Below are 18,643 nucleotides of genomic sequence, written 5' to 3'. Positions count from 1 at the left end.
TCTGCTCTCCGAGGAGCGAGGAAACTAAATCCCTTAGAGGGAAAGGGAGGAAACCCTTTGGATGTGAAGGGAAATAATTCCTCTGTTTCTTCTCTCCGGGGGTGAGGAAACTAACTTCCTTTGAGGAAAAGGGATTTAACTCATTGGAATGAGGGTCATAGTTTCTTTGTTTCTCCTCTCCGAGGAGTAAGATATGTGGGGATAGGAGCTTTGTTTTGGCCACATCGAACCATAGATTATTATTGGTTTTTAGAGGAAGAGGGCGAAACTTCTAAGTATTGGCGGGTGTAGGAACCATATTAAGTCGCAATTGGGAATAAATCGCGAAGCTATTCATGAAGGAACACCGGGAATGAACGAAAAGCATCTGGAAGAGGGGGTATTGAAACATGAATAAGGTATCCTTGAGGCCCTTTGAATACACAGTAATTGGAAATGAAACTTAAGAACCTCTATCCCTAAAGCTCCTTGTCTAAGTGATATTTCCAGAAAGTGGCGATTTATTGGCAAGAACGCTGGGATGTGGAGGGATAATTACTCATTACTAATGGGCCAAAAGAGAAAACTTAAGCCTGCAGAATTATCCATAAGGAAGGGATGCTGTGTTGGGAAGGAACTACTTTACCAGCATACTAGATGAATAAACCCAAATCCCTCGGCACGAAAATGCCTCAAACACGTAGAAAGCCCTCGGAAGTGGGGCAAGCAAGAAAGAAAAGCAAAAAAAGACCCTATTTGCCCCTGATTAAGAAAAAGCAAACTCCTTTCACAGTAGAAAGTTGGGTACCAAGTAACATTGGTTGGCATCCTTCGAAAGCCTCAGTATAATGAAACCCCATTCCCCCGACTTATCTCAACCTGGGACAGCCCTCTTCATACGCCCCCGGTAAACCTTCCCCTGCTGCGTCCTCCTAATCCACCGAGAAACTACTTTCCCAGGGAACGTCCTTGTTAACTCAGAATACTAAAGCAACACCCACGAAAACCCATACGCTAAATCCCAAAATCTATCCTCGAGTGCCTCAGTCCAGCCAAAAGCAACTGTTTAACCTAGATATTGATGCATTTACGCTCTATGTTCCACGTGGAACATGGGGTTATGCCTACCTCAAGGCGTCGATCACTTCAAATTTAAAAGGGAAGGAAGCATTCCGGCTTCTAAAAGAGCAAAACCAATCATGTTCCACGTGGAACATGCAAGTCTTTAATAAAAAACACATACCTGGTCGGGGAGACACCCTATCAATAAGGCATTAATTGGTTCAAAGTATGCGAACTGGATATCCTAACTGCACGAGATGAGTTAAATGAGCTATGAACAGGAAGGATTTCACCAAATAATACAGCTCAGCACTGCTACCATCCCAATAACGCATATGTACATGATGAAAATGGCGGCCTCAGCAGCAAAGATCCACCTGCAAACTAACCAAGAGATCAAAAATAGTCCGCCTTGTCAACCAACTACAGAAACAAACAACCATTAGAATAAAAGAGGGGGAGAAAACATGTCTCTGAGGGTCCTGAAGAAAGGCAAAAAGGGCTAAAACAGCAAATCATTGCAAGTAGGCAAGTTTTACACCCCAATACCATCTTAATAAATCCTTATACCCATAGAAATAGCACGGGTAGCTTTTAAATGGTACCTCTAAGGGCGCAGTCCCGGGAATATTCAATCAAGAATGTTTAAAAAATGGGCATTAATCAACCAATACCACAATCATAACTTCCGGATAGTACCCAATTATCAGAAAATCAATAAGATCTACCTTGCATTCGTGGCTTTGAACTGCAAATCCTACAATGTTCCACGTGGAACATCTAAAACATGGTATTTTCCAGTCTAATCTACCCTGATAAACCACTATCTGCATCACTAGAGGCGGTAAAATCAGTTAATCAAAGCACACAGACCTTCCCGGCGATGCTAATCAGTATCCCATATGCAATACACCTTAATTCACCCGTTTGAAAATGCCGAAACAGCTGGGATTCATAACTGCAATCCATATGTTATGCTCGAAATTGAATTCAAAACTACCTGTACACGGGCATAACCATCTAAAGCGACAAAAGACTGAGAATGTTCCACGTGGAACATCCAACTTAGCTTCATTATACCACCAATTCTAGCATGTTAGCCATTATTGAACATTATTGAACAACTGTATGGTCTCTTCATCCATCTAAAGGCAGGGTTCAATTGGGGAAACATTGGGTTTCCCCAGGAACAACCCTATTCTTTCCCATTTTTCCTGGATACGGAGGAAAAAACTATCTTCCATTATAACATACAAGGTACAGTAGGGCAGAAGAGGCTCTTTCTTTTACCAAACCATCAAATAAAGCCAACTAGAAATACGGTTTTCCCTTTATTCTATGTCAAAAGGCTGTATTGTGCCTCAGCTTTGCTACATTTTCATGGGAAATCCCCCTAAATAGGAACCGTTCCGCCCTTTTTGGAACGCCAGTCTACCGATTCGCTCATTGCAATGGGGGCGGTGCGATTCCTACCCATAGTGAAATGCCTTTCACCCGCAACACCGCCGGCGGTAAGTTGGCACTTCCGCTCATATCTCGTTGCTCGGAGGTTATTAGTGACTTGGAGGGGCCGGCCTGCTATCCTCCAACCATAATTCAAAGAAAATTAGGCCTCCGCTAGCGACGAATACACTTGAACCCAACGGCAATTAGCCCAAAGTTGATATTCTCCAGTAGGTATCAGATATAAGGTTGTTCTGAAACCATTCACCTGTATAACACCGTTTCAGGTACACCTGGCTAAGAAATCAAATGGAAAACGCTCGATCAACCATCCGTAATCAGAATAAAGAAGCCTGAATGCAGCGGGTTTCTTCTTCAACGAACTATAAACCCTCCATACTAGGATTTTATCCTGCTGGATAGCGCTATAACAACCCCTTATGAAACGAGCCTCCCACCTTAAAAGCCGGGGGTACAATTGAAACCAGTGCCAGAGAACTCCCTTAACATACCAAACACAATTTCCATCGTAAATAGCAACTGAAACACATAAGAGTAGGGCAGGGGTCACATCAAACATTCAAATAGCAGGGTCGGAATCACATCCTCAGGCTGAAAAATCAACTAAACACAAGAGTCGCAGCCGAATTAAATGAAATCAAACAACAATAAAAGAGGAAACCTTCGCTTTCTCAAGCATTAAGAATTGAATATGTAGAAAGTGAGGCTCCCCCGCACAACATATAGAACGCAAATTCATAGTCGATCCTCCAACCATCCCGCATAAAAAAAGCTCCCAATTGGGAGCTACATACTTACAAACTGGATGTTCCACGTGGAACATAACAGCCATGTCAGGACTCAAAGTACAGTTTCAGGTTCTCATCCTCCTTTTCCCGCATCATCGCTTCCTCTTTCCTGGATTTATCCCGGTAACCACATAAATGCAATGCCCCATGGAAAATGACGCGGTGCAGCTCATAATTCTCCGATACCTTGAACTTCGCTGCATTCTCACGTACCCTGTCTATAGAAATGTAGATTTCCCCCTCCGTAACATCCGGGTTCTCCGAAAGCTCAAAAGTGACAATATCTGTATAAGTATCGTGCTGCAGAAACTCCTGGTTGATCGTTAACAGGTAATCGTCCGAACAAAAGACATAATGCAGGTTCTTTAAGCCCTGTCCTTCACGCCTAAAGAGCTCCTTCAGAAACGCCTTCAGCCGGGTACGCTCTTTCAACTGGACTTTCACCTCATGTAATGTAAAATTGATTGCCATTGTGTAAAATTATGGTGAAAAAGCCTTTCAACAGCGGCCTTTTTTTGCATTATGGCCGTTGAGCGGTACCTTTGCCCCGTAATAGCTGGGACAGCAGTCACAGATTGGTTTTAACTCGCTCAACAAGAAAATATGATTAAACTTTCTTCCCTCACCCTTGGTAAAAGTGCAGTAATACGGGAATTCGAGAAAAGCGACCTTCATATAAAACTCATGGAAATGGGATGTGTTCCGGGGGAAACAGTAAAAGTAGAAAAGATCGCGCCGCTGGGAGATCCTATTTGCATTATCGTTGCCGGCTACAATCTTTCACTCCGTAAAACAGAAGCCGATCATATCTGGGTTGAAGAAGTTGCCGTTTAAATTCACTCCACCGTTAATAAGATCTTTGGCCATCTCGTTGAGATGGCCTTTTTTATTCGGAGTAGGGGACGTCGGCCATATATTATGGAGTGGTCATCGCACAGGCCATTTTATGGATGCCAACAATACAACGGAAGAAGTACAGCTATATATTATCATTCATCGCGGAAATCTTCCTTCCAAGAAAAATGCATTTCATCCATCTCTTGCAAATCCTGATCGGGATAGTTGTACTATATATTATTACGTATCCTTCCCAATCAAAATTCCTTACGCCGGAATACCCCAACAAATTTCAAAGAAATACAACCATATATTATTATGTACCCCTCATCCAGCAATCCCTATCGAAAAACATCGCGTTATATAACCAGGAGAAAATGCACCTATATATTATTATGTGTATTCTCCAGTATCGATATATCAACCGAATTAAATTTCGACAAATGTCCCATTAGCTTCAAAGATCTATTCGGAAAAGAAAAATGTCCTGAAAAAGAAAAAATCAATTCAAACCTCCAACCTTCACAAATAGACAATACACACCCAGTCCGAAATTCCTTCCAGAAAAAATTCCCTTTCCCCTGAATGTAACCGGTAGCAGAAAATCCATCAACCTGATCAGAAACCGCATTTCTATTATGTAGATCTAAAGAAATAGTCGCTGATCCGGAAAGACATAACTTCCCCGTTCCGAAATCCATTCAGAAAAAATTCGCTTTTCATCCATACAAATTCAGCGGAATAAAATCCATCCAACCCCAATCCCCAGGCGCATGCATCTATCACTACATAACACCCGGCATAGGAGCGGAGATATAACTACTCCATCCCGAAAATGCTTTCAGAAAAATCCCATATGTCCTGGAACCATTCCAGCGGAAAAAACCTCCCGGAAATCCGTCCCTCATTTCATGCGTCTATCACCACACAAAACAGAACTTCCATCCGAAAAAGAAATGATTTCTCCATCCTGAAATAGCTCCTTAAAATCTGTTCCCGAAAATGTGGCGGACAGGAAAATCCTTTCAATTCACAATCGTTGTCCATATATATAATGAACAAATCAACGATCACAACAGGACATAAAATCCCCTACCCGAATTACATTCAGAAAAAGTCAACATTTGAAAAATTCTCCGGCGGAAAAAAATCTGCGCAAGCAAAAATCAGTTCATACATCTATCACTATACAAACAGATCTTCATTCACGAAAAGACATAACATCTCCATCCCGAAAAACATTTCAGAAAAATCGATCCCCGAAAATCATCGGCGGAAAATCAATTCATCACCACCATCACCAGGCAGAAATATCTATCACTACATCCACCATTCAAATCACCTGAAAAGACATCCTCTCCATCCCGAAAAATTTCCAGCGATCCTGTCCTCATCTCAAAAATCAATCAGCGAAAAATTCTCCCTTGTTTCATCTGATCACACAGTCAACGAATCTATCACTCCATTCACCAGCCATCAGATACAACCAGGTATAACTTCTCCAGTCCGAAAAAACTTCAGAAAAAAACAACGACCCTTCGGCGGCATTCAATCCTCCGCGATCCAAATCAATGCGCACGAATCTATCACTTCATGCAACACAAATCCCCGATCGCAAAAAGACATAACTTCTCCATCCCGAAAAGCCTTTCAGAAAAAACGGTCCTTCCAAAACATCATCGGCGGAAAAAACGTTCGCGTATTCATCCTGGTGCGTGCACGCATCAAAACCAATAAAACATTCGCAAACGAACACACCTTCTCCACCCCGAAAATGCTTTCAGAAAAACACAGCGGAAAAATCATCCGGCGGAAAAAATCCCTCGAAACAAAAATCAGCGCATGAATCTATCACCTCATCCACCGAAAAACTTCGTCTCGAAAAGACATAACTTCTCCATCCCGAAAAATCTTTCAGAAAAATTATCCGGCTCCGGACACCGGCGCAATCCAAAAACCCTGCAACCCACTCCCTAAGAAGCGATTACGGAATTTCCGAAGCGGCAAATGTATCTGATCCCGCGGCTGGACAAAAGGAATAGTTATTCATGTGGAAAAATCATCAGACATTTTGACGGAAAATCCGCCATGCTTTTCCCAAAACCGCTACAGCAGAAGAGTCGTAACATGTATAAAATTGTGATTCAAATCCCTGTAGACCAAAAAAAGCCGCATTTCTGAAAAATGCGGCTTTTCTGAATGCGGTACTGAACTTACAACCCCGCCTGTGCACTGATCTCCAGCATCCGGTCGATCGGGCGCTTCGCTGCAATGCGCAGCTGCTCGTCCATCGTAATCTCCGGCTGCTCGTACTCCATGCAGAGGTACAGCTTTTCCAGGGTGTTGAGTTTCATATGCGGACAATCGTTGCAAGCACACGCGTTGTTCGGCGGCGCCGGAATGAAAGTCTTGTTCGGATTCTCTTTTTGCATCTGGTGCAGGATCCCGGTTTCGGTCACCACGATATATTCCTTCGCATCGTCGCGCTGGGTGAACTTCAGCAATCCCGTCGTAGACCCGATGAAATCGGCGATGGCCAGCACCGGCGCTTCACATTCGGGATGCGCGATGATCTTGGCATGTGGATGGCGCACCTTCAGCTTGGTGATTTTTTCCAGGCTGAAAATCTCATGCACCATGCAGGCGCCGTTCCACAAAACCATGTCGCGGCCCGTTTTCTTCACGAGATAGGAGCCCAGGTTGCGGTCTGGCGCGAAGATGATGGGCTGGTCTTTGGGAACGGCCTCGATGATCTTTTCGGCGTTGGAGCTGGTGCAAATGATGTCAGACAGCGCTTTGATGCCCGCTGAGCAGTTGATATACGAGATGACAAGGTGGTCTGGGTATTGTGCTTTGAAGCGCGCAAAGAGCTCCGGAGGGGCGCTGTCGGCCAGCGAGCAGCCGGCTTTCAGGTCGGGGAGGAGCACTTTTTTCTGTGGACTGAGGATTTTTGCGGTTTCGGCCATGAAGTGAACGCCGGCGAAAACGATGATGTCCGCATCGGTTTTGGCGGCCTGCTGGCTGAGGCCCAGGCTGTCCCCGATATAATCGGCCACGTCCTGGATATCGGGCTCCTGGTAGTAATGCGCCAGGATGATGGCATTTTTTTCCTTTTTGAGCCGGTCGATTTCAGCGAAGAGATCCAGGCGTACGTCCACCTCCATATCCAGAAATCCCTTTTTCTGCAAATTTTTTTGCTTCCGTTAACTCCGTAAACATAGCTATAGATTAAATTTTCTTTTTAAAAAGAAGAAAAAGCCCACTACTATTAGGGGTGTGAATTTGGGGGAAACTTGTTTTTCCCTCCTGATACAAATGTAGTTGTTATTATTTTCCTGTGCGCTATCCACACGAAATTAACAACCGTAATCCGCGCCCCTGCTGAATTTGACCTCGTTTATCCACAGTGTTGACAACAGTTTTGCTGAATATCTTTTTTGACGGGCGGGTATTAAGAAAGTGTTAAAACAACCGGGTTTTTCACATCGGTTTTTCCCGGACCGGAGTTGACCAGAAAAACAAATTTAGTTTTACCTCCGTCCAACCGTGGCTTTTCCCACAAAAAACAGCCTTAACAACAGGTTTATACACAGGATTTGTGGAAAAAGAGGCCTCTTTTTCTGAAATCAGGAAAACCACGAAATTTTCTTGTGTTTTCAGTTTTTGGGGTCGATTAATACACAATTTGTTGTGGATTATATCGATGTATTCCTTATTTTGTGGATAACCGCCACCTCCGTTCCGCGAAAATATTCTCCCGAAACTGTACATCAGCGGCCGTCTAAACCTGATTGATAACAACCAATACCTGTGCATTAAAACTTTATGAAATGTGGATAATGTGTGAATGAAGGATAAAAACCACCCCTCCTTGAATCGCTCAAACCCTTTACTGTATTGGCTTTTGGGGGAATAAAAGCTATTTTGCAGTTACAATTAAATTATTCTATTTTTGCTACCTCTTAAAATCAGACAATATATTATATGTCAGTTATTCAGAAAATCAGGGACAAATACGCTGTCTGGATCATCGTATTGATCTGCCTGGCCATCGTGAGCTTTTTATTGCAAGACGTATTCTTTGGTAGGACCGGCATGGGCCAGTCTAATGTAGTAGGCAAAGTAAACGGTGTGGAACTGACCAACACCGACTATCAGCGCCGTATCGAATTCACGACCGAGCAGATGCGCCAGCGCATGCCGGGCCAGACTTTCGATGAAGAAGCGCAGCAGTATTTCCGCGAAGAGGCCTGGAATGCCTTCCTCCGCGAAAACATCATGACCGAGCAGTACGAAGCCCTGGGCATCACGGTTACCGATGCGGAAGTGGTAGACGCGTTCAGCGCGAACAACCCGCACCCCCTGGTACGTCAGCAATTCGCCAACCGCGAAACCGGCGAATTCGATCCCTCCGTTATCCAACAGGTCAACCAGGCCGCCAAGCAGGATCCCAACATGCGCGCGCAACTCCTGCAGTTCGACCAGGCTATCGTAGAGTATCAGCAAAATCTGAAATACTATTCCTTAATTAATAAAGGTATCTATTATCCCAAGTGGCTGGCCAAACAGCAACAGGAAGATGCCGCCAAAGTAGCCAACATCGGTTACGTACAGGTTCCGTACTCCACCATCGCGGACAGCACCATCAAACCCTCCGACGCAGAACTCAACAAATACATCCAGGATAACAAAGGGATGTTCGAAGTTCCGGAAGGCCGCAAACTGGAATACGTTTCCTTCGACGTAATCCCCACCAGTACCGACTCCGCCGCCGCACTGGCCGATATCCAGAAACTGAAAGCGGAAATGGACACCACTCCCGATGTGGCTCAATTCGTAAAACTGAACTCCGAGTATAACCAATACGACGGCTACGTTTCCCGCAGCGCCATCCAGGTGCCGAACAAAGACTCCATCATCGACCTGCCCAAAGGCGCGACCTTCGGTCCCTACCTCGACGGCAACATGCTGGTGTACGCAAAAATGATCGACCGCAAAACAATGGCCGACACCGTGAAACTGCGCCAGGTGCTCATCTTCGCTCAACAGGGCGCGGATTCAATCGCCAAAAAACGTGCAGACAGCGTTGAAGCTGTAATTCGCGGCGGCGGAGACATCGCAGCCATCGCCACCGCCATCAGCCAGGACCCCAACGCCAAACAAACCGGCGGCGAAGTAACCCTGGCCCCCCACACCGATATGCCCGCAGAACTGGCCGAGGTGAAAACCTTCGCGTTCGACGGTACCACAGGCGCCGTGAAAACCGTGAAACTCCCCATCGGTTACGCCGTGGTTAAAATCATGGAACAAAAGAATGTAGGACCGGCCCTCAAAATCGCTTACCTCGGTAAACGTGTAGACGCCAGCTCCGCATCCAGCAACGATATGCTGACCGCAGCCAACGAATTCGCTTCTGCCAACACCAACCGCGACAAATTCGAAAAAGCGATCCAGCAGAAAGGACTGAACAAAAAAATCGCTGAAAACATCCAGCCGATGGATTTCGTACTGCCCGGCCTCGGCTCCGCACGCGAAATCGTTAACTGGGCCTACAGCGCCAAAAAGAACGATGTCAGCCGCGTGTTCTCCCTCGAAGACCGTTTCGTAGTAGCCGTACTGACCAGCATCCGCGAAAAAGGGACCGCTCCGCTCGACGAGGTTCGTCCTACCGTAGAAGCTGAAGTTCGCAAGCAGAAAAAAGCGGATCAGATTATCGCTAAAATCGGCACACCCGCCAACCTGGACGCAGCTGCCAAAGCTACCAACCAGCCGGTGCTCACCGCCGAAGGCCTGAACTTCTCCTCTTCTTACGCGCCGGCGCTCAACTTCGAGCCCCGCGTAATCGGCGCAGCGTTCAACAAAGCATGGGGCCCCGCTAAAGTTTCGGCTCCCATCCAGGGCCAGGCCGGCGTGTTCGTGATCCATGTGAACAACTACACCGAATCCGGCATCGGCAACCTCGACTATGGCCAGCAAAGCCAGGCTTTCGAAGGCGCCATGCAGCAACTGGTACAGCAGCAGCTGTTCCAGTCTGTACTGAAGAAGAACAGCAACGTGAAAGACAACCGCGCTGAATTCTTCCGCTCCAACTGATTTTAGGAAATCCACATAGGAAGGCCGGGCCGCAAGCCCGGCCTTTTTTTATGCATGAAACCCAAAACAGGAGCGGGGTTCGGCCAACGTATAATGTTTTTTATACAGGTTTGGGCGCGCCTGCGCCAGGGAACGGGCTTCCCATAAAATCCGTAAATTTGCAGTATGGAAGAAATAGTAAATAAAGTAGCGCAAAGCGCGCTCGTCACCATAGATCTCGAACAATATTATCCCAAGGAAGAAATCATCGTTTTCGACCTGAAAGATTACCTGTTCATGGAGCTCATCCTGAAAGAAAAGGATTACCGCGCCGCACTGCAGGCGCATGATTGGGAACAATACCGCGGAAAAGCCGTGACCATCACCTGCACGGCAGACGCCATCATCCCGTTTTGGGCGTACATGCTCCCCGCCGCTTACCTCGAGCCCGTTGCGGCCCGCGTGGCTTACGGCGACGAAACCTCGCTCCGCAACACGATTTTCCTGGAAAAAGTGGCGGCGATCGACGCCAACGAATTCAACGATCTGCGCGTGATCATCAAAGGTTGTGCAGATAAAGCCGTGCCCGAAGCCGCGTATGTGGAAATCACGCGGAAACTCCGGCCGGTCGTGAAAAGCCTCATGTACGGGGAGCCCTGTTCCACCGTTCCGGTCTACAAGAAAAAATGATCAAAACCATCCGCGCTTGCGGAAGAAAAGGATCATCCCCACAAATATGCAAAGCATCACCCCAATGGTTATAAAGTAACCGTTGGGGTTTTTTAATTCCGGCATGTGATCGAAATTCATCCCGTAAATCCCCGTGATCACAGTCATGGGCGCAAGGAGTGTAGTCACCACCGTTAGTACCTTCATCACTTCGTTCATCTTCTGGTTCATCTGCGCATGGTACAGCTCCTGCAAGTTGATGATCATATCGCGATAACTCTCGGCAAGGTCCACCGCCTGGATGATGTGGTCGGAAACGTCTTTGAAATATTTCTCCGTATTCTCCTCCAGTAAAGCGTTTTCGGATTTCAGCAGTCCGTTCATGAGGTCGCGGACGGGCGCGATGCCGCGCTTGAATTCCATCAGCTCGCGGCGCAGGTAATTGACGCGGGCGAGCGTGCGGTTGTTGGGCTGGCGGGGAATGATATCTTCCATGAGCTCGATACGGTCTCCCAAATGGTCCATCACCACGAAGTAATTATCGACGATGATATCGAGCAGGGCGTAGAGCAAATAATCGGAGCCGGAAAGGCGGAGCTTGGTGCCATCGGTGCGCAGGCGCTCGCGGATGGGGTTGAAGACGTCGCGGTTGGGATCGTCCTGGAAGGAGATGACCACGTTCTTTCCCAACACCAGGCTCACCTGTTCGATATCCACCGCCGAGCTTTCCGTTTTGAAATAGCACATGGGCAGGAGGCAAAACAGGTTATTGCCGATTTCGTCCATCTTGGCGCGCTGCCCTTCGCTCATGATATCTTCCATGAGGAGGAAATGGACGTTGAAATGCCGGCAGATGGATTCCACTTCTTCGCGCCGGATGCCGTCTACATTGATCCATTTTTTGGTGTCGGTTTCGGCGAAGCGGAAGCAATCGGATACGGTGTCGGTAGTTTCTTCGTGGAAATACCCGCTGTCGTATTCGTATACCGTGATCCGGACATGGTCAACAGGTTTGCGGGAAGAAACGGCCGTTACGGGATTGAAGTTCATCAATCTCTTTTTGCGGATCTTGAATGGATTGATCGCGTCCGCAATCGGCAGTATCGGGTTTTTGGCCATACCGGGGGAATTTCTGCTAATGTACAATTTTTGAAAAGGATGAAAAAAGAACGGCCGCCGAAGTGAGTGACACAACGGCGGCCGGGAAGGATTACCAACTTCGATCAACAAGATCAATCTTCGTCGGTGAGGAGGAAAATCTCTTCGACCGGTTTGGAAAAAACCTTAGCGATCTTCAGGGCCAGAATGGTGGAAGGCACGTATTTATTGGATTCGATGGTATTGATGGTTTGACGGGAAACGCCCGTCAGTCGCGCGAGCTCGTCTTGCGTAAGGTTCATCCGCGCCCGTTCAACTTTGATAATGTTTTTCATGCCAGGGATTTTTTTGCCGGTACAGCAGGAAATGAAAACGGATGATGAAGATGAGCAGAATGGTGAACATATTATAGATCATCACGTTAAAATAGGCCATGTCGTAAATGAACACCGTTGCGAGAATGAGCAGGACGTAATTCACCAAAACGGCCAGCTGTAAAGACTCCAGCCGTATTTTGCTGATGTACTCGTCTTCATCCTTTTCCCGGCTGAACGAAACGAGCAGCAGGCCAACGAAAATCCCGATGGAAATGAATTCGTCGGAATAGTCGCCCATGGCGCGGCCGATTTGTTGACCAACCATCGTAGAAAGCTTGGAATCTGCTTCTGTTAAATAAGTCCAGGTGAAACCGAGAAAGATAAAAGGCAAGCAGATGAACCAGCCTATTTTTTTGTACGCGTGCGGAAGGAGGAATTTAGATTTCATGTGGGGGATGTTTATGCCATGAAGTTAAGTATTTTTTACATAAAGTCAAGTATATTTTACATTGTGACAAGTTTGTTTTACGTTTTAGGGCATGAAAAAGCCTCCAAACCGGAGGCTTTTTCTATTTGAAATGATTGATTATCAGAAGTTGGGCAGCTCGATGAGGGGCGCTTTTCCGATGGCGGGGCGGTCGAAATTGTCGCCCAGTTTGGCATCGGCGGGAACGAAACCGGCCGTCCAGAGGTAGAACATCCCGTTTTCGGAGCCGCCGCCGAAATCGAGGCGGTCTTTGGCGCGGGCGGTAGCGTCGTTGGTGAAGCGCGCTTTCGTCAGCTCGATCCATTCTCCCTGGGGCGTTTTGATCCAATGGTTACCGTAATAGCCTTTGCGGTAAACGTGGCCGTTCTCGAAGCTGAAGTTTTCGAGGAAAGAATAGAGATGGCCCATGTATTTGCCGTCTTTGGGCGCGCGGAACGAAGCGATGAGCTTCCATTCGTTGTGCTCCGGTACGAAGAAGTACGCGGAATACTGTGTGGTAGTGCCTTTGGGGACGGCGTGCATGAGGAATTTGTAAGTCTGACCAGCCTTCCAGTCGTACACCCAATGGCTGTGGCCGCCGGTGCCTTCGCCGCCGAAACCGTGCGCGATCACGGAGTCTCCTTTGGCCAGGAGCGTCACCTGGTCTTCATAAGCCACTTTATCGCGGCTATCGGGCTCTTTGCCGGAATCCCACACGGAGAAAATGATCCTTCTTTCATCGGGGCCGTTGACCTGCATCCCGAAATAACCGCGGTGCCATCCGCAAGACATGAAGTAGGTACCGAGTTTGTCCTGGCCTTCCGGAACTTTGATTTCGCCGTAGAACCATTCCACGTCTTTGCCTTCGGGGGCGGTGTAGTTGAGGTGGACGGAAGCCGAGCGGCGCCAGGGTTTGGGATTGAACTGGATGTCTTTCGTGGCGGGGCCTTCGAGGGTAACGCCTTTCACATCCGCATATACATTTCCTTGTTTGGAGATGCCTTTGAGGGCGATATCGTAAAATCCGGGTTTTTTGAGTTTGGTAGACAGTACGGGGATATCCGCGAAATCCGCTCCGGCAGGCACTTGTACGGTTTTTTCCGTACCGTTGACGGAAATGCGCAGGGTGGAGGGTGCGTCAGCTTTTGCCTGGAGCCCCAGTTTCAGGGAGCCGGTGTTGGCGGCGTGAAACCAGAAATGGACGGCGTTGGAACTGTCTGTCCACCGTACAACCCCGTTCCTGCCGGAGATATCCACACCGGTTTCGGCGGGGTCGGCATAAGCCGTGAAGCCCGGCAAAACCACCTGGGCGTTTTGCGCCATCGCGGGCGCCGCTGCGGTGAGGGCGCAGCAGAGGAAAGAGTAGCGTATCATTTTCATAAAACAAATAAAAAAACCACGGAGCCGGGATGCAAGTTTGTTCGTCAAAATTGACAAAACACAGACGCAGCGGGGGATTGGGAAGGAAATCATTTCCTCATTTCTACCAGCACGATCTCATTCCCGTACAAATCCAGGAAATGGAGGAACCACGCTTCATCCGTGTACACCGCGGGTTTGGAGATATTCACCCCGTTTTGTTCCAGCCTGGATTTGAGGGTTTCGAATTCGGTGGTGTACATGACCATCGCCGGCTCGCCGTTCGTTTGCCGGCCGGTGTGGCCGGGGGAGCGGAGGAACCAGATGCCCGCGCCACCTTCGTCGAACCCGATATGCAGGTATCGCTGTGGGCCTACGGTATAGTCCACGATTTTGCGGGCGCCGAGATTTTGTTCGTAAAATTCAAATGCGTCGTCGTAATCCTCCACCAGGATCACGATGCGGCCGAGTAAGATCGACATATGATTACGGTGTTATGATGATACAATCACACCAATCTACGAAAACCAGGGAAAACTGCCGGACGATGCGGGGGATCTCGTACCCGGCCCAGGGTGTGGCATCGCAAAGGGCAAGGGATTTGACGACCCCGTTTTCTTCCGTGCCGTAATAACATCCGCCGCGCGACGTAATAGCGAAGCCGGTTTTCACGAACCCGGGATGTTGATGTATCGCAATAGCGCCAAGCGTGTCGGAGTTGAGGAAGGAGCGGAGCTCGAAAAGGGGGATGAAAAGTTCGGGAGCGCCAATACTGCGGCGGACGTGCACATTGTCGAACGCACGAATGCCTTCCGCCATTTCGCGGCTGTGATTGATATGGATTTCCTTGATTTCATCCACTTCCTCGCCGACTAATTTCAGCTTGGAAATATTGACGAACTCTGCCTGTCGCCAGTTATCGCCGGAAAGGGTTACGGTAAAATCCGGGTAAGCGGGCAGGTTGGTCATTGGAGGGAGTTCATTGGAAACTGTAGGTATGGGGAACCAGTAGTCCATAGTTGAACACAACACTTTACTCTAATATATGACGAAAATTTGTTAAAAGAAAGCGCAGCCTTATCCTTTGGGCTTTTTATACTTAATCTTAACATTCGCCACGCCGGAATTGACCATTCCGAGTTTTTTCGCGGCTTTTTTGGAGAGGTCGATGATGCGGCCGGCAACGAAGGGGCCGCGGTCGTTGATGCGGACTTTGATGGTTTTGCCGTTGTCGAGGTTTTTGACTTTGACTTTGGTGCCGAATGGGAGGGTTTTGTGGGCGGCGGTCATGTGGCTTTGGCGGAAGGTTTCGCCATTGGCGGTTTTGCGGCCCTGGAACTTGTCGGCGTAAAACGAGGCTTTTCCGGATTGGGAGATCTGGCGGGCGCAGGAGCTGAAGCACAGCAATGCGGCCGCGGCGAGCGTTGGCAGGAGGTGTTTTCGTTGGATCATATTCCGCTTTACAGTTTCTTGGTCATAATGGCGTCGTTCATGAAAAAGCCGTCGCCGATGTCGATATCTTCTTCGCCCGTTTTCGTAAATCCGTTCCGTTCGTAAAAACCGGCTGCTTTATTGTCGCGGTTTACGTTGAGCGAAAGTTTTTTCATGCCGGCTTCCCGCGAAATGCGTTCCACTTCAGACATGAGCGCCTGGCCCACGTTTTTCCCTTGCATCGAAGGCAGCACGTATATCTTGTGCAATTTTGATACCGGTTCTTTTTTATAATGCAGCTCATAGCCGGCAAATCCGCCGAAAACCCCGTCCACATTGGCCAACAGGAAAACAACGTTCTTCTTTTCCACGGATTCGGTCAGCACGTCCAGGTCGTACATCATCTTCAGCATATAATCGATCTGTGTCGGAGAAAGTATACTGCCGAACGTATGCGGCCAGGTTGCATAGGCGATCTGCTGCACAATGGCCAATTGTTCAGGCGCTGCTGTCGTAATCGTGATCATGATCTGCGGTTAAATGGTGACGTTGCAATTTAAGGCATATCAACCTTACACGACAGATTTTTGTTATGTTTGGAAAAAAACACATGCGCGCTATCTTATGGGCCCTTTCGGTCGTACTGGCCCTGCCTGTGAAAGCCCAGCTGAAAGCGGGTTTCGACGCCAACGAGTACCAGGATCTCATGCGTCTCCATCAGGATGGAGACACCGCCAACGCCAAAAATCATCCGTCGTCGTACCGGCTGCTTTACACTTCGCCGGAAGTCGGTTTTTATAACCGTTGGATGATGTGGGAAAGGAACGATGGGGTAGATGTGATCCAGGTGCGCGGCACCATCGGCAAACTCGAAAGCTGGCTCGCCAATTTCTACGCCGCCATGATCCCCGCCAAAGGCGTGCTGCAATTGAACGACAGCACCCGGTGGGAATACAAGCTGGCCGCAGACACGGCCAAAGCGTATGTGCATGTGGGTTGGACGGCCGCCGTGGGCTTCATGTCTGCAGATATCATTTCCCATGTGAAGGAACGGTATGCCCGTGGCACGCGCCAGTTCATCGTTACCGGCCACAGCCAGGGCGGCGCCATCGCATTTCTCCTGCGGTCGTACCTGCAATATCACCCCGATCTTCCGAAAGATATCATCTACAAAACCTATTGCAGCGCCGCGCCGAAACCCGGCAATCTTTTCTATGCATACGATTTCGAAAATATTACCCGCGACGGTTGGGGATTCCGCATCGTGAACAGCGACGATTGGGTACCCGAAACACCGCTGTCTTTGCAGACGGTGGAAGACTACAATATGCCAAACCCGTTCATGAACGTAAAAGGAGAATTGAAGAAGCAGAAATTTTTCATTCGGCTGTACGGCAACCTCATCTACAACCGCCTCACCCGCACTACCAATCGCAGCGTCCGCCGGTTCCGGAAAACCCTGGGCAACGGCGTGTTCCGACTCGCCAAAAGGCATCTGCCCGAAATGGTGCAGCCCAATTATGTTTTCAGTAACAACTACATGACCTGCGGCACACCCATCATTCTCATGACAGACGCCGAGTACCACAAAAAGTTCCCGTTCGACGGGAAAAACATTTTCGTGCACCACATGCCGGAGAAATATCTCTGGCTATTGAAAAAGTATTATTCCGTTTCGGATTGAACGGCGTAGAAAAGCCCGGGGTAATCGATCACCAGCCCGTCTTCGTCGGTGATGATCTCGCGCTTGAAATCTTTCAGCACGCCTTCGTAGAGGTAACGGTTTTCATCTAACCGCGTATAAAACTGCGTGACGGGTTTGATCTCGTTTTTCAGCACGTTGATGTACAGCGCGTCAATCTGCGTGCGCTCGCCGGGCTGCAGGCCGAGCCTGCGGATGGGAAGGGTATTGGTAAACGGGGTGAGGGAAATGTCGACATCGATGCAATGGTCCCACTCGTCGCGCGTGTGCCCGGTTTGCGTCCATTTACCGTTGATATCGCGGTGAAGGGAAATCCAGGAACAATCGCCGTCCCGCTCGATCGCCATTTCGAGGCCAGACATTTGCCAGGCGCGGTCGGTAACGATATCATAGGATACGGAAAATGGCACGTCTTCCCCGAAACCCACGATGGTCCCGTTTATCCGGATATCCGTCCCACTCGCGTCTATGCTGCAGTATTCCATCATTTGATAGTAAAGTCCTTTCCAGACGATCTGTCTTTTCATTGTGCGCTGTTGAATGTGTCTCCCTGGCGGATATCGCCGGATTCGAAACCTTTTTTGAACCAGTACATGCGCTGCGCGGACGTGCCATGGGTAAAGGCGTCGGGTACCACGTACCCGCGCGACTGCTGTTGCAACCTATCGTCGCCGATGGCGTTTGCGGCGTTGAGGGCTTCCTCGATATCACCGGCCTCGATGAAATCGGCTTCGCCTTTCATATAATGCGCCCAGAGGCCGGCGTAAAAATCGGCCTGCAGCTCGAGCTTCACGGATAATTTATTGTATTCCGCTTCGCTGAGGCGGCTGCGCATGGACTGTACTTTCTGGGAAACGCCCAGCAGGTTCTGGACGTGGTGCCCGACTTCGTGGGCGATCACATAGGCCATGGCCATATCGCCGGGGGCGTTGAGGTTGTTTTTAAGTTCGTCGTAAAAAGACAGGTCGATATACACCTGGTGGTCTGCCGGGCAATAGAAAGGGCCGGAGGCGGCAGACGCCTGTCCGCAGGCGCTTTGAACGGCATCGGTGAACATAACGAGGGTGGGTTCCTGGTACTGTTGGCCCATGTCGCGGAAAACCTTGTTCCAGACGTCTTCCGTTTCGGCCAGCACTACTTTGGTGAAAGAGGCGGCTTCTTTCTGCTGGGCTTCCTGTTGCGGGGAAAGCTGGCCCTGTTCGGTGCCGGTTTGCTGTTGCATGTTCACGACCTGGGAGGGATCGCCGCCGAGGAAATATACCAGAAGGGCGATTACGATGGTCCCGATGCCGCCGCCTACTACGAGGCCTCCGCGGCCGGAGCCCCTGCGGTCATCAACGTTTGTGCTTTCTCGGCGTCCTTGCCAGCGCATATGGTTCTCTTTTGGTTAGTGCTATAA

The 18,643-nt window shown here is 48.8% G+C and carries 17 protein-coding genes; 5 read left to right on the top strand and 12 right to left on the bottom strand.

The genetic code is table 11. The features are described from left to right. Positions 1-3,338: 3,338 nt before the first annotated feature. Positions 3,339-3,764 (bottom strand): rRNA maturation RNase YbeY, encoded by a 426-nt coding sequence (gene ybeY / locus WJU22_RS04515; RefSeq protein ID WP_341842072.1) that lies wholly within the window; start codon positions 3,762-3,764, stop codon positions 3,339-3,341. Positions 3,765-3,896: 132 nt separating this feature from the next. On the opposite strand from ybeY, the gene WJU22_RS04510 reads away from it, so the two are divergent. Next, a complete protein-coding gene (locus WJU22_RS04510) occupies positions 3,897-4,127 on the top strand; it encodes a FeoA family protein (protein ID WP_126248549.1) in 231 nt (76 codons plus the stop codon). Positions 4,128-5,184: 1,057 nt separating this feature from the next. After that, positions 5,185-5,976, top strand: coding sequence for a hypothetical protein (locus tag WJU22_RS04505; protein ID WP_341842071.1), 792 nt, complete (start codon positions 5,185-5,187; stop codon positions 5,974-5,976). A gap of 367 nt (positions 5,977-6,343) precedes the next feature. On the opposite strand, the gene nadA is transcribed toward WJU22_RS04505, so the two are convergent. Beyond that, positions 6,344-7,294 (bottom strand): quinolinate synthase NadA, encoded by a 951-nt coding sequence (nadA, locus tag WJU22_RS04500; RefSeq protein ID WP_341842070.1) that lies wholly within the window; start codon positions 7,292-7,294, stop codon positions 6,344-6,346. Between the two features lie 820 nt (positions 7,295-8,114). Between nadA and WJU22_RS04495 the strand changes: the two genes are divergently transcribed. Further along, positions 8,115-10,223, top strand: a complete 2,109-nt coding sequence (locus WJU22_RS04495) for a peptidylprolyl isomerase (RefSeq protein WP_341842069.1) — start codon at positions 8,115-8,117, stop codon at positions 10,221-10,223. Between the two features lie 165 nt (positions 10,224-10,388). Continuing rightward, the gene (locus tag WJU22_RS04490) at positions 10,389-10,892 is read left to right on the top strand and encodes a DUF2480 family protein (RefSeq protein ID WP_126248543.1); all 504 of its coding nucleotides are present in this window, start codon (positions 10,389-10,391) and stop codon (positions 10,890-10,892) included. On the opposite strand, the gene corA is transcribed toward WJU22_RS04490, so the two are convergent. From corA to WJU22_RS04450, 8 genes are all read right to left on the bottom strand, one after another. Beyond that, positions 10,893-11,990: a magnesium/cobalt transporter CorA gene (gene corA / locus WJU22_RS04485; protein WP_341842068.1), complete on the bottom strand. Its 1,098-nt coding sequence runs from the start codon at positions 11,988-11,990 to the stop codon at positions 10,893-10,895. It lies immediately after the preceding gene. Between the two features lie 113 nt (positions 11,991-12,103). Next, positions 12,104-12,304 (bottom strand): helix-turn-helix transcriptional regulator, encoded by a 201-nt coding sequence (locus WJU22_RS04480; RefSeq protein WP_341842067.1) that lies wholly within the window; start codon positions 12,302-12,304, stop codon positions 12,104-12,106. After that, positions 12,282-12,611, bottom strand: a complete 330-nt coding sequence (locus tag WJU22_RS04475; protein WP_341842066.1) for a hypothetical protein — start codon at positions 12,609-12,611, stop codon at positions 12,282-12,284. The genes WJU22_RS04480 and WJU22_RS04475 overlap by 23 nt, the downstream gene beginning before the upstream one ends. Positions 12,612-12,875: 264 nt before the next feature. Then, positions 12,876-14,132, bottom strand: a complete 1,257-nt coding sequence (locus WJU22_RS04470) for a DUF3472 domain-containing protein (RefSeq protein ID WP_341842065.1) — start codon at positions 14,130-14,132, stop codon at positions 12,876-12,878. Between the two features lie 89 nt (positions 14,133-14,221). After that, positions 14,222-14,593: a VOC family protein gene (locus WJU22_RS04465; protein ID WP_341842064.1), complete on the bottom strand. Its 372-nt coding sequence runs from the start codon at positions 14,591-14,593 to the stop codon at positions 14,222-14,224. A gap of 4 nt (positions 14,594-14,597) precedes the next feature. After that, positions 14,598-15,080, bottom strand: coding sequence for a hypothetical protein (locus WJU22_RS04460; RefSeq protein WP_341842063.1), 483 nt, complete (start codon positions 15,078-15,080; stop codon positions 14,598-14,600). A gap of 108 nt (positions 15,081-15,188) precedes the next feature. Continuing rightward, entirely contained in the window at positions 15,189-15,563 is a 375-nt protein-coding gene (locus tag WJU22_RS04455) for a septal ring lytic transglycosylase RlpA family protein (protein ID WP_341842062.1), read from the bottom strand. 8 nt (positions 15,564-15,571) lie between these two features. Continuing rightward, positions 15,572-16,069, bottom strand: coding sequence for a GNAT family N-acetyltransferase (locus WJU22_RS04450; RefSeq protein WP_341842061.1), 498 nt, complete (start codon positions 16,067-16,069; stop codon positions 15,572-15,574). An 83-nt stretch (positions 16,070-16,152) separates the two neighbouring features. Between WJU22_RS04450 and WJU22_RS04445 the strand changes: the two genes are divergently transcribed. Continuing rightward, positions 16,153-17,226, top strand: a complete 1,074-nt coding sequence (locus WJU22_RS04445; RefSeq protein ID WP_341842060.1) for a lipase family protein — start codon at positions 16,153-16,155, stop codon at positions 17,224-17,226. Here the strand turns inward: WJU22_RS04445 and WJU22_RS04440 are convergent. Continuing rightward, positions 17,208-17,771: a putative glycolipid-binding domain-containing protein gene (locus tag WJU22_RS04440; protein ID WP_341842059.1), complete on the bottom strand. Its 564-nt coding sequence runs from the start codon at positions 17,769-17,771 to the stop codon at positions 17,208-17,210. The two genes, WJU22_RS04445 and WJU22_RS04440, sit on opposite strands and share 19 nt — an antisense overlap. Beyond that, complete coding sequence (gene ypfJ, locus WJU22_RS04435; RefSeq protein WP_341842058.1) at positions 17,768-18,616, bottom strand: KPN_02809 family neutral zinc metallopeptidase; 849 nt, start codon at positions 18,614-18,616, stop codon at positions 17,768-17,770. The genes WJU22_RS04440 and ypfJ overlap by 4 nt, the downstream gene beginning before the upstream one ends. Between the last annotated feature and the right edge of the window lie 27 nt (positions 18,617-18,643).

Origin of the sequence: Chitinophaga caseinilytica (assembly GCF_038396765.1) — a bacterium.
Taxonomy (GTDB): domain Bacteria; phylum Bacteroidota; class Bacteroidia; order Chitinophagales; family Chitinophagaceae; genus Chitinophaga; species Chitinophaga caseinilytica.
Note: the sequence above shows the minus strand (reverse complement) of the source record. Positions and strands in the feature narration are given on the sequence as shown.

What these genes read in the sequence shown, in the direction of transcription:
- WJU22_RS04495 (WP_341842069.1), top strand. Translation starts at nt 8,115, where the DNA reads ATGTCAGTTATTCAGAAAATCAGGGACAAATACGCTGTCTGGATCATC.
- WJU22_RS04445 (WP_341842060.1), top strand. Translation starts at nt 16,153, where the DNA reads ATGCGCGCTATCTTATGGGCCCTTTCGGTCGTACTGGCCCTGCCTGTG.
- WJU22_RS04465 (WP_341842064.1), bottom strand. Translation starts at nt 14,593, where the DNA reads ATGTCGATCTTACTCGGCCGCATCGTGATCCTGGTGGAGGATTACGAC.
- WJU22_RS04480 (WP_341842067.1), bottom strand. Translation starts at nt 12,304, where the DNA reads ATGAAAAACATTATCAAAGTTGAACGGGCGCGGATGAACCTTACGCAA.
- WJU22_RS04510 (WP_126248549.1), top strand. Translation starts at nt 3,897, where the DNA reads ATGATTAAACTTTCTTCCCTCACCCTTGGTAAAAGTGCAGTAATACGG.
- corA (WP_341842068.1), bottom strand. Translation starts at nt 11,990, where the DNA reads ATGGCCAAAAACCCGATACTGCCGATTGCGGACGCGATCAATCCATTC.
- WJU22_RS04505 (WP_341842071.1), top strand. Translation starts at nt 5,185, where the DNA reads ATGAACAAATCAACGATCACAACAGGACATAAAATCCCCTACCCGAAT.
- WJU22_RS04475 (WP_341842066.1), bottom strand. Translation starts at nt 12,611, where the DNA reads ATGGTTGGTCAACAAATCGGCCGCGCCATGGGCGACTATTCCGACGAA.
- WJU22_RS04455 (WP_341842062.1), bottom strand. Translation starts at nt 15,563, where the DNA reads ATGATCCAACGAAAACACCTCCTGCCAACGCTCGCCGCGGCCGCATTG.
- nadA (WP_341842070.1), bottom strand. Translation starts at nt 7,294, where the DNA reads ATGGAGGTGGACGTACGCCTGGATCTCTTCGCTGAAATCGACCGGCTC.
- WJU22_RS04470 (WP_341842065.1), bottom strand. Translation starts at nt 14,132, where the DNA reads ATGAAAATGATACGCTACTCTTTCCTCTGCTGCGCCCTCACCGCAGCG.
- ybeY (WP_341842072.1), bottom strand. Translation starts at nt 3,764, where the DNA reads ATGGCAATCAATTTTACATTACATGAGGTGAAAGTCCAGTTGAAAGAG.
- WJU22_RS04450 (WP_341842061.1), bottom strand. Translation starts at nt 16,069, where the DNA reads ATGATCACGATTACGACAGCAGCGCCTGAACAATTGGCCATTGTGCAG.
- WJU22_RS04460 (WP_341842063.1), bottom strand. Translation starts at nt 15,080, where the DNA reads ATGACCAACCTGCCCGCTTACCCGGATTTTACCGTAACCCTTTCCGGC.
- WJU22_RS04440 (WP_341842059.1), bottom strand. Translation starts at nt 17,771, where the DNA reads ATGAAAAGACAGATCGTCTGGAAAGGACTTTACTATCAAATGATGGAA.
- ypfJ (WP_341842058.1), bottom strand. Translation starts at nt 18,616, where the DNA reads ATGCGCTGGCAAGGACGCCGAGAAAGCACAAACGTTGATGACCGCAGG.
- WJU22_RS04490 (WP_126248543.1), top strand. Translation starts at nt 10,389, where the DNA reads ATGGAAGAAATAGTAAATAAAGTAGCGCAAAGCGCGCTCGTCACCATA.